This window comes from Vannielia litorea, from assembly GCF_019801175.1.
Lineage (GTDB): Bacteria > Pseudomonadota > Alphaproteobacteria > Rhodobacterales > Rhodobacteraceae > Vannielia > Vannielia litorea_B.
In genome coordinates, this window is sequence record NZ_JAHVJR010000002.1 from 50,549 (window position 1) to 66,617 (window position 16,069).

16 protein-coding genes are annotated in these 16,069 nt (G+C 64.5%); 4 read left to right on the forward strand and 12 right to left on the reverse strand.

The genetic code is table 11. The features are described from left to right. Positions 1 to 13: 13 nt before the first annotated feature. From KUV38_RS15690 to clpS, 3 genes are read right to left on the reverse strand one after another with little or no spacing between them, the layout of a single operon-like run. Positions 14 to 823 (reverse strand): SDR family NAD(P)-dependent oxidoreductase, encoded by an 810-nt coding sequence (locus KUV38_RS15690; RefSeq protein WP_222471160.1) that lies wholly within the window; start codon positions 821 to 823, stop codon positions 14 to 16. A 42-nt stretch (positions 824 to 865) separates the two neighbouring features. After that, positions 866 to 1,816 carry a methyltransferase gene (locus tag KUV38_RS15695; protein ID WP_261385505.1) on the reverse strand — a complete coding sequence of 317 codons (951 nt, stop codon included), beginning with the start codon at positions 1,814 to 1,816 and terminating at the stop codon, positions 866 to 868. A gap of 37 nt (positions 1,817 to 1,853) precedes the next feature. Continuing rightward, positions 1,854 to 2,201 carry an ATP-dependent Clp protease adapter ClpS gene (clpS, locus tag KUV38_RS15700; RefSeq protein ID WP_222471162.1) on the reverse strand — a complete coding sequence of 116 codons (348 nt, stop codon included), beginning with the start codon at positions 2,199 to 2,201 and terminating at the stop codon, positions 1,854 to 1,856. Positions 2,202 to 2,300: 99 nt separating this feature from the next. Between clpS and KUV38_RS15705 the strand changes: the two genes are divergently transcribed. Both KUV38_RS15705 and KUV38_RS15710 read left to right on the forward strand, forming a co-directional pair. After that, the gene (locus KUV38_RS15705) at positions 2,301 to 3,008 is read left to right on the forward strand and encodes an HAD family hydrolase (protein ID WP_222471163.1); all 708 of its coding nucleotides are present in this window, start codon (positions 2,301 to 2,303) and stop codon (positions 3,006 to 3,008) included. A 186-nt stretch (positions 3,009 to 3,194) separates the two neighbouring features. After that, positions 3,195 to 4,991 carry a D-alanyl-D-alanine carboxypeptidase family protein gene (locus tag KUV38_RS15710; protein ID WP_410001042.1) on the forward strand — a complete coding sequence of 599 codons (1,797 nt, stop codon included), beginning with the start codon at positions 3,195 to 3,197 and terminating at the stop codon, positions 4,989 to 4,991. 92 nt (positions 4,992 to 5,083) lie between these two features. On the opposite strand, the gene ccoS is transcribed toward KUV38_RS15710, so the two are convergent. From ccoS to KUV38_RS15735, 5 genes are all read right to left on the reverse strand, one after another. Further along, positions 5,084 to 5,242, reverse strand: coding sequence for a cbb3-type cytochrome oxidase assembly protein CcoS (gene ccoS, locus KUV38_RS15715; protein ID WP_222471164.1), 159 nt, complete (start codon positions 5,240 to 5,242; stop codon positions 5,084 to 5,086). Positions 5,243 to 5,251: 9 nt separating this feature from the next. Continuing rightward, positions 5,252 to 7,435 carry a heavy metal translocating P-type ATPase gene (locus KUV38_RS15720; RefSeq protein WP_222471165.1) on the reverse strand — a complete coding sequence of 728 codons (2,184 nt, stop codon included), beginning with the start codon at positions 7,433 to 7,435 and terminating at the stop codon, positions 5,252 to 5,254. A 1-nt stretch (position 7,436) separates the two neighbouring features. After that, positions 7,437 to 7,889 (reverse strand): FixH family protein, encoded by a 453-nt coding sequence (locus KUV38_RS15725; RefSeq protein ID WP_222471166.1) that lies wholly within the window; start codon positions 7,887 to 7,889, stop codon positions 7,437 to 7,439. Between the two features lie 2 nt (positions 7,890 to 7,891). After that, positions 7,892 to 9,319, reverse strand: a complete 1,428-nt coding sequence (gene ccoG / locus KUV38_RS15730) for a cytochrome c oxidase accessory protein CcoG (RefSeq protein WP_315898645.1) — start codon at positions 9,317 to 9,319, stop codon at positions 7,892 to 7,894. A 286-nt stretch (positions 9,320 to 9,605) separates the two neighbouring features. Continuing rightward, positions 9,606 to 10,457 (reverse strand): LysR family transcriptional regulator, encoded by an 852-nt coding sequence (locus KUV38_RS15735; RefSeq protein WP_261385388.1) that lies wholly within the window; start codon positions 10,455 to 10,457, stop codon positions 9,606 to 9,608. 408 nt (positions 10,458 to 10,865) lie between these two features. On the opposite strand from KUV38_RS15735, the gene KUV38_RS15740 reads away from it, so the two are divergent. Further along, on the forward strand, positions 10,866 to 11,504 hold the full coding sequence (locus KUV38_RS15740; RefSeq protein WP_222471169.1) for a ZinT family metal-binding protein: 639 nt from the start codon (positions 10,866 to 10,868) through the stop codon (positions 11,502 to 11,504). Between the two features lie 69 nt (positions 11,505 to 11,573). Here the strand turns inward: KUV38_RS15740 and ccoP are convergent, their stop codons facing one another. Genes ccoP through ccoN form a run of 4 tightly spaced genes read right to left on the reverse strand, consistent with a single transcriptional unit; the run spans position 11,574 to position 15,018 of the window. Next, a complete protein-coding gene (ccoP, locus tag KUV38_RS15745; RefSeq protein WP_222471170.1) occupies positions 11,574 to 12,461 on the reverse strand; it encodes a cytochrome-c oxidase, cbb3-type subunit III in 888 nt (295 codons plus the stop codon). Further along, a complete protein-coding gene (locus tag KUV38_RS15750; protein WP_222471171.1) occupies positions 12,458 to 12,649 on the reverse strand; it encodes a cbb3-type cytochrome c oxidase subunit 3 in 192 nt (63 codons plus the stop codon). The genes ccoP and KUV38_RS15750 overlap by 4 nt, the downstream gene beginning before the upstream one ends. A 15-nt stretch (positions 12,650 to 12,664) precedes the next feature. Then, positions 12,665 to 13,393, reverse strand: a complete 729-nt coding sequence (gene ccoO, locus KUV38_RS15755; protein WP_222471172.1) for a cytochrome-c oxidase, cbb3-type subunit II — start codon at positions 13,391 to 13,393, stop codon at positions 12,665 to 12,667. A 14-nt stretch (positions 13,394 to 13,407) separates the two neighbouring features. Beyond that, positions 13,408 to 15,018: a cytochrome-c oxidase, cbb3-type subunit I gene (gene ccoN, locus KUV38_RS15760; RefSeq protein WP_222471173.1), complete on the reverse strand. Its 1,611-nt coding sequence runs from the start codon at positions 15,016 to 15,018 to the stop codon at positions 13,408 to 13,410. A gap of 199 nt (positions 15,019 to 15,217) precedes the next feature. Between ccoN and KUV38_RS15765 the strand changes: the two genes are divergently transcribed. Continuing rightward, entirely contained in the window at positions 15,218 to 16,069 is an 852-nt protein-coding gene (locus KUV38_RS15765; RefSeq protein WP_222471628.1) for a universal stress protein, read from the forward strand.

Sequence of the window (16,069 nt, forward strand, 5' to 3'; positions counted from 1 at the left end):
GCCCGCAAGGCTCTCAGTGCACTGGTGCGCCCACCGGGTCCACCAGCGAGCGGCCGCCGTCCATCGTCACCACCTGACCGGTGATGAAGCCTGCGCTCTCGGAGGCCAGAAACTGCACGACCTCTGCCACTTCGGAGGGCTGCGCAATGCGGCCCATCGGGGTGTGGCTCACGATATCTTCGCGATAGCCCTCGTTCTCGTTCATCGCCTGGTTCAGCGAAGTAGTGAGCACCGAACCGAAGCTCACAGCGTTCACCCGGATACGGTCGGGCGCCAGGGCCACGGCCATCGAGCGAGTCATCTGGTCCAACGCAGCGGTGGATACGGAGTATGCCAGCAGCCGTGGGTGGGTGCGCCGGGCGGCGATGGAACTCATGTTGATCACGCAGCCCACGCCCCCCTCATCTTCGCTGCCTTCCGCCTGTTTCACGAAACGCTTGGAGACGAGCTGGGTCATCCGCAGCGCCGTAAGCAGGTTTTGCTGCAACAGCTCCTCCACCGCGTCTTCGTCCGGGTTTCCCGGCTTGGAGGGCAGGACCATGCGGTAAGCGTTCACCAAAACGTCGACCCGGTCGAAAGCGTCGATGGTGGCCGAGACGAGGTTGGCCTGTGCCAACCGCTGGCGAAGGTCACCGGCAAAGTAGCGCAACCGGCTGTCCTCGGCCTCGGCATCTGCCGCCAGAGCCTCTGCGAGCCGTTTGTCGTCGCTGTCTGCCGCCATCACATAGGCGCCGCGCTCCGCGAAGTGCCGCGCGATGGCAAGGCCCAGCCCGTGGCTGGCGCCGGTCACGATGCAGCTCTTGCCCTTGATCGAGAAGCTCATGTGCGATCCTTCAACACGGCCAATGGGGCCGAAGCTTAGTGTCTATCTACGCCCTTGGCGAGCGGGCCGTGCGGCGGAGAAAAGCTTGAAGCGCGTGTCGCCGCCGATCTCCTTCACCTCACCGAAGTGAGCCGCGAGGGCGGCTTCATAGGGCAAATGGCGGTTGGCGACCATCCAGAGTTTGCCCGAGGGCTTCAGTGACGCGGCGGCAGAGGCGATGAAGGAAGCCCCGAGCGCCGGGTCTGCTGTGCGGGCCGGGTGGAACGGCGGGTTCATCACCACATGGTCCAACGGTTCGGCCAGCGGCTGGATCGCATCGCCCCAAGTGAAGGTTGCACGCGGGTCTGCCACATTGCTGCGTGCGGCCTCCAGCGCGGCCCATTCGGCCTCCACCAGCTCCACACCCGTCACGCCCTCGCGCTTCAGCACGGCGGCGGAAAGGTAGCCCCAGCCCGCTCCAAGGTCTGCCACACGGCCCTTCATCTGCGCTGGCAGAGCCTCGGCCAGCAACACCGAGCCCGCATCCGGCCCATCGGCAGAGAAAACGCCCGGCGCGGTCATCCACCCGCCCTCGGACTCGCTGCCCTCCGCAAGTCGCCATGCAGAAAAATCGCCGCCGGTGACCGTGAAAACCTTGCCATGCGCCTTCGAAAAGGCGTCAGAAGCCTCGCCCCGCTTGCGGGCCGCTTTCCACAGGCTCTCGACCCCATCGGTCTTGGCGCCATCCACCACGACCGGCCCGCCCAGCGCCGCCGCCTGCGCCAGCAGATCACGCGCCAGAGCCTTGGCGCGCGGAACGAACAGCACCGCACCCGCATAGGTGCCCTCGGGGCTGCGGGCCACATCAAAGCCCCGCGCTGTCCAGGCTGCATGATCAGGGTAGAAACCAGTGATCACCTCGGCGCCCTCGTGCAGCCAGCTTTCGCTCGCGCCAGGGCGAAACACCGCAATCCGGCCCTCTGGCAGGGTCGCCGCGCCCGCATCGAGCGCCATTTTCAATCGGGAAGTCATTGCCGGGAGGGCCGCAGCCCTACTCCTTTTCCATCGTGCATTGCAGCGGGTGCTGGTGCCGCCGGGCGAAATCCATCACCTGGGCCACCTTGGTTTCGGCCACCTCGTGGCTGAACACACCGACCACGGCAAGGCCCTTCTTGTGCACCGCCAGCATGATCTCGAACGCCTCCGCGTGCGTCATGTTGAAGAACCGCTCCAGCACATGAACGACAAACTCCATCGGCGTGTAATCGTCGTTCAGAAGCAGCACCTTGTACATCGGCGGCTTCTTCGTCTTGGGCCGTGTCTTGAGGGCAATCGACGGATCGCCGCCGATGGCGTCGTCTTCGTCGTCTTGCGACATCGTGATGGGCTCAAGGCGCATGGCGCTCCGGTCTGGCGGTCTGGTGCAAGGGATATCGGGGCCGTTATATATGGCCCGTACCCGCCCTGAAAAGGGTGCGAACGGTGAGAAACGCGCAAAATGCCCGGCACAACGTCGCAGAACCTCCGTATGATCGGCTTCGATGCCGATGATACGCTGTGGCACAACGAGCGGTTTTTCCAGCTTACCCAAGAGAGATTCGCCGAGCTTCTGGCCGATTTTGCCGAACCGGGCCATCTCGATGCACGCCTGCTGGAGGCCGAAAAACGCAACATCGGGCACTACGGATTCGGAATCAAAGGCTTCATGCTTTCGATGATCGAGACCGCGCTGGAGGTGACCGAAGGCCGGGTGCCCGGTGAGGTGATCAGCCAGATCCTTGCCGCCGGGCAGGAGATGCTCTCGCACCCGATAGAGTTGCTCCCACACGCGCGCGAGGCTGTAGAGGTCCTCGCAGACAGTCACAGAATCGCGCTCATCACCAAGGGCGACCTGCTGGATCAGGAGCGCAAACTGGCGCAATCGGGGCTCGGTGACCTCTTCGACTCGGTCGAGATCGTCAGCCACAAAACACCGGAAACCTACGCCCGAATCTTTGCCGGTCATGGCGAGGGTCAGGCGATGATGGTCGGAAACTCGATGAAATCCGATGTTCTGCCCGCAATCCACGCGGGCGCATGGGGCATTTTCATACCGCATGACCTCGGATGGGCACTGGAGCACGCCGACCCTCCCCGCGCGCAAACCCGGTTCCGCGAAATTGCCGATTTGGGCAAACTTCCGGCACTCGTTGCCGAGATCGGATAACGCATCTAGCGGAATGGCCCGCAGCCCCACGCTAGATGTTGCGCATGTGGCATCGCTGCAACCTTAAAAAACCACGAAAATGCCCTGTTTTCGCACGAAAATTCCTGTGCTAGCGTGGTATCAAATCAATACAAAAATTGCTGACCGGAAAAATCCGGCAGCCTGAGGCAGTAAAAGGCAAGCGACGTGAGCACGCTCTCCCACAGAGGCCGTTTTGGCCTCTTCATCGGACTATTTCTCATCACGCTTCTGGGCATTTCGCTGCGCGCAAACGCGGCACCCTACGCGGCAATGGTGATCGACGCACGCAGCGGCGAGGTGCTGCATTCGCGCAATGCCGACACCCGGCTGCACCCAGCATCCCTGACCAAGATGATGACCCTCTACATCGCCTTTCAGGCGGTGGAGCACGGCGAGCTTTCGCTCGATAGCAAGATCCTGATCTCGCAGAAGGCCGCCTCCGAGCCGCCCTCCAAGATCGGCCTGCGGGCCGGCCAAAAGGTCGAGCTGCGCTACCTGATCCGCGCCGCCGCGGTGAAATCGGCCAACGACGCCGCCACCGCCATCGGTGAGGGCATTTCCGGCTCCGAGGCCGCCTTTGCCCGCCGGATGAACCGCACCGCCGCAGCGCTCGGGATGTCGCGCACCACCTTCAAAAACGCCCACGGCCTCACCGAATCGGGCCATCTGTCGACCGCCTCCGACATGACCAAGCTGGGCCGTCACCTGTTTTACGACTACCCGGACTACTACAACCTGTTCTCGCGCATGAGCACTTCGACCATGGGCAAGACGGTGAACAACACCAACCGCCGCCTGCTCTCCGCTTACAAGGGCGCCGATGGCATCAAGACGGGCTATACCCGTGCCGCCGGCTTCAACCTCGTGGCGTCAGCCGAGCGCGGCAGCGAGCGTATCATCGCCACCGTTTTCGGCGGCCGCAGCTCTGCCACGCGCAACGCCAAGGTGGCCGAACTGCTCGATCTCGGCTTTCGCAGGGCCCCCTCTCAGGTGGCCGTTCGCAAGCCCGCAAGGCCGGCCTACACCCGTGATGACACTGGCCCTGCCCCAGTCATGACCGCGATGCTGGAGGAGCCGACCCCCGCGCCCAAGACTGGCGATGGCATCTACAAGGGCAAAACGATCCGCGTGAGCGGCACGGTCCAGCTTTCCATTCGCCCCCGCCGCCGTCCTGGCTCGGAGCCAGCAACGCCGGAGGCCGAGAGCACCGATGAGATGCTGCTGGCCGCGCTCTCCGAAGAGATTGACGCCGCCGTCGCTGCCGTGGCCGCCGAAGCAAAGGTTGAGGTAGCGCCTGCAGAGGCAGCCAAGCTCGCCAGTGCGGCCCCCGAGGGCAACCTCGAGAACGAAGAGCAGGTGGCCGAGGCTCTCGCCGAGCTGAAAGGTGAGCCGGAAAAGGCCGATGTGGCTCCCGAGCAGGTGATGCTGGCGGCCGTCAGCCCCACCGCCCGCCCCGAAGCCCAGCCGGGTGAAGTGCCGGGCAGCGCGGGTGACCTCGAGATGGCCGTGGCCGAAGAGCCGGGCACCTTCGTGGCCGCAGGCGGCCCCGCCCTCTCGCGCGCCCTCCTGCCCAAGCCGCGCCCCGAGCGCAGCGCCCCCGAGCCTGAAACTGTGCAGCTTGCCTCCGCAGACCCGGCCCCCGCCGCTCTGCCGGTCGCCGCACCGGCGCGCACCCAGCCGGAAGAGCCGGTTGTCATCACCCGCGCCTCCACCTCTGGCGGCAAGCTCTGGGCGATCTCGCTCGGTAAGTATCCCTCCCGTTTCTCCGCGGAGAAGGTGCTGCTGAAGACCGCGCTGAAAGAGATGGAAACGCTCGACGGCAGCCTGCGCAAGGTGAACAACCGCAAGGGTGGGTTCGAGGCGATCTTCGTCGGCCTCTCCGCCGACAAGGCCAAGCTCGCCTGCGCCCGCCTCGAGGCCCGCGGCACGACCTGCACCGCACTCGAGCCCGGCCAGGGCTGAACCAGAAGCATAAACGAGGGACGCGCCCGGTAGAGCAATCTGCCGGGCGCACTCGTTTTCAGGGGCAGTTTGTTCTGACCGATACTAGGCTTCTACGGCCTCGGGTGATCGTCCCACTCGTCGGATAGAATGCGCTGGCTGTCGCCCTCCGGGTCATCAAACTGGCGGCTCCGCACCGCCCACCAGAAGGCACCAAGCCCGATTCCACCGAGGATCAGCGAGATCGGGATGAGGTAGACGAGAATTTCCATGCTCCGACCCTACCGCAACCGAAGGGCGTTGAGCGAGACGGTGATTGAACTGGCTGACATCGCCAGCGCCGCCACCAGCGGCGTTGCCATGCCCGCCACGGCGAGCGGCACCGCGACGACGTTGTAGGCCGTCGCGATCTGAAAGTTCTCGCGGATCCGTTTCACCGCCTTGCGGGCGGTTGTCACGGCTTCAGCCACCGGCGCCACGCTCTCGCCCAACAGTACAATGTCAGAGGCCACGCGGGCTGCGTCCAGCGCCGTGGCCGGGCTGACGCTGGCATGCGCGGCAGCGAGCGCCGCGGTATCGTTCAGCCCGTCGCCCACCATCAGCACCTTTGCGCCCCCGGCTTGCAATGCTTCCACCAGAGCGGCTTTTTCCGCCGGGAGCACACCCGCTTGGTAGGAGTCGATCCCGAGTGCAGCCGCAAAGCGTGCCACCGCGCTCGGCGCATCGCCCGAGAGCAGCTCGACCTCGCAGCCGGCAGCCTTCAAAGCTGCCACGGCTTCAGCCGCACCCGGGCGCAGCGCGTCTGCGAAGGTGAAGGCAACGGGCGCCTCCCCTGCCACCGATAGCCAGGTCGCCGTTTCGTCGCCCGCCTCGGCACCAACCCATTCGGCCCGACCAAGCCGCACCACCCTGCCCTTGCAACGTGCCTCGGTGCCGTAACCGGGCACCTCCCGAAGGCCTTCTACCGGCAGCGGCAAAACGCCTTCACCCCGCAACGCTCCAGTGAGAGCCACCGCCAACGGGTGGGCCGAGCCCATCGCCAGCGAGAGCGCCAGCCGCTTTTTCCGCTCCGGAATGTCGCACAGGTTCATCGGCTCGGGCGTGCCCATAGTGAGCGTGCCCGTCTTGTCGAAGATCACGTGAGTCACCTCCGACAGCCGCTCCAGCGCAGTGCCGTCCTTGATCAGCAGCCCCTTGCGAAAGAGCTTGCCAGAGGCGGCGGTAACAACGGCAGGCACGGCGAGACCAAGCGCGCAGGGGCAGGTGATGATCAGCACGGCAGCCGCGATGTTCAGCGCCACGCGGGCATCCATCGTGCCCAGATACCAGCCGATCCCGGCCAGTGCAGAAAGGATATGAACACCGGGGGCGTAGAGCCCCGCGGCCCGGTCGGCCAGCGAAGTGTATTTATTCTTGGCGCTCTCGGCGACGGCTACCAGATCGGCCATGCGGTGGAGCGAGCTGTCTTTGCCCGCCGCAGTCACCCGCAAGGTCAGCGGGCCGGTCAGGTTGACCTCGCCCGCGCTGACCTGCTGGCCGGGGGCGGCCACCACAGGCCGGGTCTCCCCCGTCAGCAACGCTCGGTCCAGCTCCGACGCACCTTCCACGATCACCCCGTCCACCGGCATCCGGCCACCGGGACGCACCACCACCATGTCACCCACCGCCAGCTCGCCCACTGCCACGGTCTCTTCCGCGCCATCTACGATCCGCACGGCGCGAGGCACTTCCAGCGCCGCGAGTTCCTCTGCCGCCGAGCGGGCAACCGCACGGGTGCGGAAATCGAGGTAGCGACCGGCCAGCAGAAAGAACGTGAGGGAGAGGGCGGCATCGAAATAGGCATGCGCCCCGGAATGGATCGTCTCGTAGAGCGAGATGCCCAGCGCTAGCAGGATCGCCAGCGTGATCGGCACGTCCATGTTGAGCCGCCCCGCCTTCAAGGCCACCGAGGCGGAGGCAAAGAAAGGCCGCGCGGCAAAGCCCACGGCGGGGAAGGCGATGGCAGCGCTGATCCAATGGAACAGGTCGCGCGTCGCCCCCTCGGCCCCGGACCAGACGGCAACCGAGAGGAGCATCACGTTCATCATCGCGAAGCCCGCCACTGCAAGGCGCATTAGCAGGTCGCGGCCCGCCTTATCTGCTTCGGTGCTGCTCAATAGCCCGGCGTCCAACTCCTGAGCTTTGAAGCCCGCCGCACCGAGCGCCGCCACCAAGGCGCCCGGTTGAACCGCCTCTTCTGCCTCGACCGTCGCACGCTTCAGCGTGAGGTTCACCCGAGCGGAGGCCACGCCCGGCTGAGCGGCCAGAACCCTCTCGACCCCAATGATGCAGGCCGCACAGTGGATCTCGGGCAGCGAGATCAGTAGTTCCTTCTCCGCCGCGCCGCCCGCCACATCCCCCACGTTGGGCAGCGCCACGCAGGCGGGGCAGGCCGCGAGGCCGCCGCGCTCAAGGGTTCCGTCCATCTCAGCCCTTCACCGTCAGAATGAGCCGCTGCTCGAAGGGGGTGCCATCCTCAGCCCGCGCCTTCACCCGCAACTCCCAGCGACCCCGCGCCAGCTCGATCGGCGCCACGAAGTGCCCGGCCTCGTAGATGAACTCCGGCTCGACATCATGCTGCCGCTCAGTGGTGCGCCCGACCTGCACCGCGAAGCCCTCAAGCTTTGCCGGGTGCCCATCAGGTCCACTCACGGCAATAGCGAGCCGCCCCGCTTCATAGTTCGGCGCGACCGTCCAGCCCAGCGCCTGCTGTGCCGCGCGCCTGCGGTCAAACTCCTGACTGGCGACGTAGCTGTTTTTCACCTCCAACCCCGGAAAAGTGCTGACCGCCTTGTAGGCCATTACGAGGTTCACCCCGATGATCACGGCAAAGGCCCCAGCCGTGCCTGCAAACACCTGCCGTCCGGTAATCTCGCCCATTGTCACTCTCCCCTTCCGTTGAATGTGCTGTCTTTGTGCACCCGGTCCCCATTGCTCAGGTCCTCCACCCAGAACCGGAAATCTGTGAGGTCGCCCTGCGCCGCCTCCGACCCTGCCGGGGCCAGCACGTGGACCCGCTGCAGCATGGTCTCATCGGCCGGCACCATGACCGAGCCATAGGGCGTGCCTTCGATCGCCACGCGCAGCGCCGGATCGCCTGTGATCGCGATACCAAACCGACGGTCTTCGCCGTGCTTGTTGCGGAGGCGCAGCTCATAGGTATTGCGGATCGTGCCGTCCGAGAGGGTCACGTAAACCGGGTTCCGTACAGGTGCGACGGTGAGGCTGATGTCATCGCGGATGAACAGAGCGACGACGAGCGCGATGCCCACCAGCGACCAGAGCGCGGTATAAAGCATCGTCCGGGGCCGGAAGATATGATGCCGCCACACGCTCTTTGCCGCGTTCCCGGTCGTCTCCCATTCTTCATCGGAGATGGCGAGGTAGGCCACCAAGCCGCGCTTGCGGCCGAGCTTGTCCATCATCTCGTCGCAGGCGTCGATGCAAAGGCCGCAAGTGATGCACTCCATCTGCTGTCCGTTGCGAATGTCGATCCCCATCGGGCAGACGTTCACGCATGCCATGCAATCCACGCAGTCCCCCGCGCTCGGATCGCGTGCCTTGCCGCGCGGCTCGCCGCGCCAGTCGCGGTAGCCGATGGTCAGCGTGTTCTCGTCCATCATCGCGCCCTGAATGCGCGGCCACGGACACATGTAGATGCAGACCTGCTCGCGCATGAACCCGCCAAACACAAAGGTCGTCGCCGTCAGCACGCCGATGGTGGTGTAGGCCACAGGATGAGCGCTCAGCGTGACGAGGTCGCTCAGCAAGGTCGGCGCATCGGTGAAGTAGAAGACCCAGGCCCCGCCGGTCGCGAGCGCGATAAGCAACCAGGCAGCCCACTTGGTGGCACGGAGCCGCGCTTTGCGCAGGTCGAGCTTCTTTTGCCGGTGGAGGCGGAGGCGGGCGTTGCGATCGCCCTCGATCCAGCGCTCGACGAGGATGAAGAGGTCAGTCCAGACCGTCTGCGGGCAAGCATAACCACACCAGACCCGCCCCAGAGCCGAGGTGAACAGAAACAGCCCCAGCCCCGCCATAATCAGCAGGCCCGCGATGAAGTAGAACTCATGCGGCCAGATCTCGATCCAGAAGAAGAAGAACCGGCGGTTGGCGAGGTCGACGAGCACGGCCTGGTCGGGCAGGTTCGGGCCACGGTCCCAGCGGAGCCACGGGGTGAGGTAGTAGATCCCGAGGGTCACGATCATGATGACCCATTTCAGGTTGCGAAAGTTGCCCTTCACCCGGCGGGGAAAGATCGGCTCTCGCGCCGCATAAAGGCTCTTTGGTTCTTCCGGCTCGACCGTGCTCACGACTAACGCCCTTTCGCGCATATATCCCGCATCATGAATGGCATCGGTGCGCCGGAGCGGCTTTGACCTGAATCAAAAGCTGACTCTTCACTGCGGATTTTCGCGCTGGGTTGAGGGGGGCAGATGCACTTTGGCCCCGACCCTTCCAAGGAAACGCGCGAACAGGAAGGAGGGCCGGGGCCTATCCGGACAAGCCGGAAGTGCGGAACCTTGGCGGAAGGGAGGGTGCCTTGGCTCGCTATGCCTTCCTTTTACGCCCCGCCCGACTCAGCGGCCTTGATCTGGGTCAATCGGCAGAGCTTTTTTGCGCCCGTAGCCACTTTTTCAACTTGGCCGCCGGCGGGCGGAGGGGGCCGGGGCGCGTGACGATGTGGTAGCCCTCATTCATCGTGTCGCGGCTGAAGAGCACCTTCAGTGTCCTCGCCGCGATATCTTCCTCGATCAGCGCCCGCGTCGTCGCCGCCAGCCCCTCGCCTCGCCGGGCAGCTTCCAGCACGAAATTGCCGGGCAGGTGGCTGTGCAGCCGGGCACGCGCCTCAGTCACTCCGTGGCTTGCAAGCCAGTCATCCACTTCGTTGGTGCCCAACTCCTGGAGCCAAGGCAGGTCGAGAAGATCCTGCGGTTCGGCAATCTTGCGACCTTCGACCAGTTCGGGCGCGGCGACGATCACATATTCCGACGGCAGCAGGAGTTCTGTTTCCACGCTCGGCCAGTTTCCCGCGCCGTGGCGAATGGCAATATCTACCCCGCCCGGGGTGAGTGGGACGAGGTGGGGCGATGGATTGAGCATCAGTTCGACCTCGGGGAAGCGCTGTCGAAACCCGGCCAGCCGCGGCATGAGCCAGTAGGCGGCAAACATCGGCGTGGTCGTGATCTGCACCGGGCGGCCCTCGCCCTGCCCTGTGATCCGCGCGACCGCATCTCCGATCAGTGCAAAGCCACCGCTTACCGCTGCGCCAAGCTCTTCCCCGGCATCCGTAAGCTGCACTGACCGGCCCCTACGCTCGACCAACGCCACGCCCAGATGCGCCTCAAGGGCCCGGATCTGCTGGCTGATTGCCGCGTGCGTCACGCCCAACGCCACACCCGCTGCGGTGACAGAGCCAGCCTCCGCCAAGGCGGCAAAGGCGCGAAGCATGGCTGGGGGCGGAAGGTCTCTAAGCGGCATTTGTAAGCACATCTAACATCTGGCTTTCTATTAAGCTCGCCTGAAGCGCCAATAAGGTCAATAACAGTGGAACAACCTGCGCAGAAAGGAGGCGCGATATGTTCAACATTCTTTCAAGGGCCTTCTTCACGGCCACCCGGACTGGCGAGAGCCCCAAGGCGTCTGCCCGTCCCATCGCTCCCTGGCGGCATATGCTCCCGCGGCTCACTGCGTTCCCCGACGCCTGAATGTGAGCTGCACTGGCACGCAAGAGAGCTGCATCGGCGGAACGGTGCGGCTCTCTTCGCGTTTCTACGGTCCGGTTGCAGACCGCCGGGGTCCTGCGGTAAGTGATGTCCGTTATGTTATAACATCTCGAACCATCCCGAAGGACACACCATGCAATTCAACCTCCTCGGCGCGGCGCTCGCTGGCTTCCTCCTCGCGGCCCCTGCCTGGTCTGAGACCAAACACGACCACGATCACAGCCACGATGCTGAGGCCGAGCAAATCTACAAAGGTTACTTTGAAGACAGCCAGATCGCCGATCGCCCGCTCTCCGACTGGGCGGGCGACTGGCAGTCGGTCTACCCCCTGCTCACCTCGGGTAAGCTCGACCCCGTGATGCAGCACAAGGCCGAGAACGGCGACAAGACCGCCGAGGAATACCAAGCTTACTACGAGGTCGGGTATGCCACCGATGTGGACCGGATCGTGATCGACGGTGACACCGTCACCTTCCACGGCGAGAGCGGCCCGCTTCAGGCGCGCTACACCTACGACGGTTACGAGATCCTGAACTACGAAAAGGGCAATCGCGGCGTCCGGTTCGTCTTCGCCAAGACCGAAGGCGATGCCGGGGCGCCCGGGTTCTTCCAGTTTTCCGACCACAAGATCGCACCCGGCAAGGCGGATCACTACCACCTCTACTGGGGCGATGACCGGGCCGCGCTGCTCGAAGAACTCACCAACTGGCCCACCTACTACCCCTCCTCGCTCTCCGCCGAGGACGTGGTGCATGAGATGACGGCCCACTGATCGGCATAAAAATCTGAAGGGCCGCCCCGATCTCCCGGGGCGGCCCTCTCTGTGTTGTTCCTGCGCGCCTTACTCCGCAGCCGCCTCGCCACCGCCAAGCCCGTGCACATAGGCGGAGACCGCGCGGATCTCGGCCTCGCTCAACCGGGTGTTCCAGTTGGGCATCACGCCGAAGCGGGCGTTGCTCACCGAGTCCATCACATCGGCATAGCTGCTGCCGTAGAGCCAAATCGCGTCACTGAGGTTCGGCGCACCCTGCTCGCGGTCGCCCTCGGCGGCCTCGCCGTGGCAGGCGGAGCAGTTGTCTTCAAACACGACCTTACCGGCCTCAACCTTTGAAGCGTCCTGTGGCTCGCCAGAGAGTGACATCACGTAGTTCACCACTTGCTCAATTTCCTCTGTCTCGAGCAGTTCGTCGGTGCCGAAACGCGGCATCTCCGAGTAGCGGGCCTCACCATCCGGGTCGTCCTCGTTCCGGATGCCGTGGGTCACGGTGAAGTGGATCGCCTCCATGTCGCCGCCCCAGAGCCAATCGTCATCGAGCAGGTTCGGGTAGCCCTTGGCCCCCGCCGCACCCGAGCCGTGGCACTGGGCACACCACGTCCGGAACACCGCGCCACCGGCATTCTGGGCAAAACTGGCAAGCTCCGTGTCGGTGCTGATCTGGTTCAGATCGGCCTCAACCAGCCGTTGCCGCATGCCTTCGTTGGCGGCATCGAAGCTGTCGATCTCGGCCTGCACTTCGGCGCGGGTCGAATACCCCAAAATCCCCTCCGTTGCGCCCTTCACGAGCGGCCAGGCCGGATAGGCGATGGTGTAACCGATGCCCCAGACGATGGTGGCGTAGAAGGTCCAGAGCCACCAGCGCGGCATCGGGTTGTCGTATTCCTGAATCCCGTCCCAAGTGTGGCCGGTCGTCGGAATGTCCTTCTCGGGCGTCGTCGGTTTCTTGCTCATTGCTTCGCCTCCTCGAGGCCCTCGCCCGCAGGCGTCTTTTCGTTCCGGAAGATCAGATTGGCGCTCTCCTCATGGTCCTGCCGCGACCCGGGCCGAAAGGCCCAGACCACGACACCAAGGAAGAAAACGAACATGGCGAGCAGCACCCAGCTGTCGGCCAGTTCACGCATCCACGAATAGGTATCCATTGCGCGCGCCCTCCCTTACCGGCTCTCGTCGGGCTGGAAGGTGGAGAAATCCACCATCGTGCCCAGCACCTGAAGATAGGCCACCAGCGCATCCATCTCGGTGAGCTGCGCCTGCCCGTCGAAGTTGCGCACCTGCGCAGAGTCGCCGTAACGCTCGATCAGCCCGTCATAGTCACTGTCGGGGTCGGCCTGCGCGGCAAAGTCCGCCGCCGCAGCTTCGAGCATCTCGTCGGTGTAAGGAACGCCGACCATGCGGTGCGTGGCCATCAGCTCGCCCACATGTTCACCCTCGATGGGCCGGTCGAGAAGGTAGCCGTACTTCGGCATCACGCTCTCGGGCACCACGCTCTGTGGATCGATCAGGTGATCGACATGCCATTCATCGGAGTAGCGCCCACCCACGCGGGCAAGGTCTGGCCCGGTGCGCTTGGAGCCCCATTGGAACGGGTGGTCGTACTTCGATTCCGCCGCAAGGGAGTAATGGCCGTAGCGCTCCACCTCATCGCGCATCGGGCGGATCATCTGGCTATGGCACACATAGCAGCCCTCGCGGATGTAAATGTCGCGCCCGGTCAGCTCCAGCGGGCTATAGGGCCGCACCCCCTCCACATCCTCGATGGTGTTGTCGAGGTAGAAGAGCGGGGCGATCTCCACGATGCCACCCACGGTGACAACGAGGAAGGAGCCCACCAGCAGCAGCGTAGCATTGGTTTCTAGGATCTTGTGCTTGTCGAGAAGTGCCATTGCTCCGGCCCTCCTTATTCAGCGGCGACGGCGGCGGCGGCAGGCATGCGAGCCTCACCCTTCCGCACCGTCATCCACAGGTTCCAGGCCATGATCAGCGCACCGGCAAGGTAGAGCACCCCGCCCAGAGCCCGGACCACATACATCGGGAATTTCGCGCTCACCGTGTCGGCGAAGGCATTCACCAGGAAGCCGTTGGCGTCCACTTCACGCCACATCAGGCCTTCCATGATCCCGGTCACCCACATCGAGGAGGCGTAAAGAACGATCCCGATGGTCGCGAGCCAGAAGTGCCAGTTGACGGCGGGCAGGCTATAGAGCTTGGCCCGGTTCCACAGGCGCGGCACGAGGAAGTAGAGCGCCCCGAAGGTGATCATCCCGTTCCAGCCGAGCGCACCGGAATGCACATGGCCAATGGTCCAGTCGGTGTAGTGGCTGAGGCTGTTCACCGCGCGGATCGACATCATCGGCCCTTCGAAGGTGGACATGCCGTAAAAGCCGATGGAGACGATCATCATCCGGATGATCGGGTCGGTGCGCAGCTTGTCCCATGCGCCCGAAAGCGTCATCAGACCGTTGATCATGCCACCCCAGCTGGGCATCCAGAGCACGATCGAGAACACCATGCCGAGGGTCGAGGCCCAGTCGGGCAGCGCGGTGTAATGCAGGTGGTGCGGACCGGCCCAGATGTAGAGGAAGATCAGTGCCCAGAAGTGGATGATGCTCAGCTTGTAGGAGTAGACCGGCCGCTCGGCCTGCTTGGGCACGAAGTAATACATCATCCCCAAGAAGCCCGCGGTCAGGAAGAAGCCCACCGCGTTGTGGCCATACCACCATTGGGTCATGGCATCCTGCACACCTGCAAACACCTGCACCGACTTGGAGCCGAAGATGCTGACAGGGATGCTCAGGTTGTTGACCACATGCAGCAGGGCCACGGTGACGATGAAGCTCAGGAAGAACCAGTTCGCCACGTAGATGTGCTTTTCTTTCCGGGTCATGATCGTGCCGAGGAACACCAACAGGTAGGCCACCCAGACAAGCGTGAGCCAGAGGTCCACGTACCACTCCGGCTCGGCGTATTCCTTGCTCTGCGTCGCGCCGAGCAGGTAGCCGGTGGCCGCCAGAACGATGAACAGGTTGTAGCCCCAGAATACGAACCACGCGAGGTTGCCGCCCCACAGCCGCGCCGCACTGGTGCGCTGAACGATGTAGAAGCTCGTTGCGATCAGGGCATTGCCCCCAAAGGCGAAGATCACCGCCGAGGTGTGCAGCGGGCGCAGCCGTCCGAAGTTGCCGATGCCGTCACCGAGCAGGTGAAAGTTCAACTGCGGGAATGCGAGCTGAAAGGCGATGAAGGTGCCGACCAGAAAGCCGACAACGCCCCAGAAGGCCGTGGCGACCACGCCGTAGCGCACCACCCCGTCCATATAGCCTTCCGCGTTGACGGCAGGCGCCGGTTTTTCCTCCCAGGTGGTGCGTACCGCCCAGATGAACATCCCCGCCGCAACGGCGAAGATGATCAGAGCGTGCACCATATAGGCCAGGTCGCGTGCATAGTTCGCAGCAATCGCCGCGAGCAACGCGATCAGGCCGAACAGCACGATCTTCACGTAGTCCCACATGACGTTTCCCTTCTTTGTCCTCACGCGGGCCACAGCGGGAATCCCCCCGGCACGGGCCTGCGAATTGTGGGCAAACTCTTCTGAAACGGGCGGTGCGTCCTTGATTCAGGTCAATTTCCGCGCGCGCCGTTTGCGGCACTCTCCAAGCAGCAACATGGCGGCCATGTCTGCCCTTCAGTCGCGTGAGGAAATGACGATGATGGATCCGAAAACGATACTCGCCCCCCTGCTCGAACCGCTCTCTGAGGGCGCACCGCATGCGCTGGCCTTGGGCCACGCCGAGGCGCTGGCCGATGCCTTCGACGCGCATCTCGAAGTGATCGGGATCGGCTGCGACCGCACCCAGATCGGCTACTATTACGCAGGCGCCACCGCGGTGGTGCAGCAGGAAACCTACAACGAGGCCCACGCGGCCACCGAGCAGATCGAGGCCTCCGCGCGCGCGCACCTCAAAGCCTCACCGCTGCGCTGGTCGGTCGAGAGTGCCGTGGGCCAGATGGGGGTCCTCGCGGGCCTGATCACCTCGCGCGCCCGCTTTGCCGATCTGGTGGTGATGCCCGCCCCCTACAGCAGCGGCAAAGGCCCGGAGTACGAGATCGCGCTGGAGGCCGCCCTGTTTGACAGCCACGCGCCAGTGATGGTCGTGCCAGAGGCCGCGGCAGCGCCGGTGCGCCCGCGCCGCGCCGTGCTGGCCTGGAACCAGAGTCCCGAGGCGCTCGCCGCCATCCGTCGGGCCATGCCGCTGCTGGCTGGCTCCGATCTGGTCAACATCGCCATTATCGACCCGCCGCGCCACGGCCCCGAACGCTCCGACCCGGGCGGCGCGCTGAGCCAGATGCTCACCCGCCACGGGCTGCGCTGCGAAATCTCGGTGCTGTCGCGCACCATGCCGAAAGTGTCAGACGTGCTCTCCCGCCATGTGGCGGACTTCGGGGCGGAAATGTTGGTGATGGGCGCCTACGGACACTCCCGATTCCGCGAGGCGATTCTCGGCGGGGCCACTCGTGACGTTTTGGAAGAGCCGCCGGTGCCGGTGTTCATGGCGCGGTGA

Excerpts from the sequence above, each read along its gene's own strand:
- KUV38_RS15765 (WP_222471628.1), top strand. The coding sequence starts at position 15,218 with ATGGATCCGAAAACGATACTCGCCCCCCTGCTCGAACCGCTCTCTGAG.
- KUV38_RS15735 (WP_261385388.1), bottom strand. The coding sequence starts at position 10,457 with ATGCTTCGCGCCTTTGCCGCCTTGGCGGAGGCTGGCTCTGTCACCGCA.
- ccoS (WP_222471164.1), bottom strand. The coding sequence starts at position 5,242 with ATGGAAATTCTCGTCTACCTCATCCCGATCTCGCTGATCCTCGGTGGA.
- ccoO (WP_222471172.1), bottom strand. The coding sequence starts at position 13,393 with ATGGCACTTCTCGACAAGCACAAGATCCTAGAAACCAATGCTACGCTG.
- KUV38_RS15720 (WP_222471165.1), bottom strand. The coding sequence starts at position 7,435 with ATGGACGGAACCCTTGAGCGCGGCGGCCTCGCGGCCTGCCCCGCCTGC.
- KUV38_RS15695 (WP_261385505.1), bottom strand. The coding sequence starts at position 1,816 with ATGGCGCTCGATGCGGGCGCGGCGACCCTGCCAGAGGGCCGGATTGCG.
- KUV38_RS15705 (WP_222471163.1), top strand. The coding sequence starts at position 2,301 with ATGCCCGGCACAACGTCGCAGAACCTCCGTATGATCGGCTTCGATGCC.
- KUV38_RS15725 (WP_222471166.1), bottom strand. The coding sequence starts at position 7,889 with ATGGGCGAGATTACCGGACGGCAGGTGTTTGCAGGCACGGCTGGGGCC.
- clpS (WP_222471162.1), bottom strand. The coding sequence starts at position 2,201 with ATGCGCCTTGAGCCCATCACGATGTCGCAAGACGACGAAGACGACGCC.
- KUV38_RS15740 (WP_222471169.1), top strand. The coding sequence starts at position 10,866 with ATGCAATTCAACCTCCTCGGCGCGGCGCTCGCTGGCTTCCTCCTCGCG.
- ccoN (WP_222471173.1), bottom strand. The coding sequence starts at position 15,018 with ATGTGGGACTACGTGAAGATCGTGCTGTTCGGCCTGATCGCGTTGCTC.
- KUV38_RS15750 (WP_222471171.1), bottom strand. The coding sequence starts at position 12,649 with ATGGATACCTATTCGTGGATGCGTGAACTGGCCGACAGCTGGGTGCTG.
- KUV38_RS15690 (WP_222471160.1), bottom strand. The coding sequence starts at position 823 with ATGAGCTTCTCGATCAAGGGCAAGAGCTGCATCGTGACCGGCGCCAGC.
- ccoP (WP_222471170.1), bottom strand. The coding sequence starts at position 12,461 with ATGAGCAAGAAACCGACGACGCCCGAGAAGGACATTCCGACGACCGGC.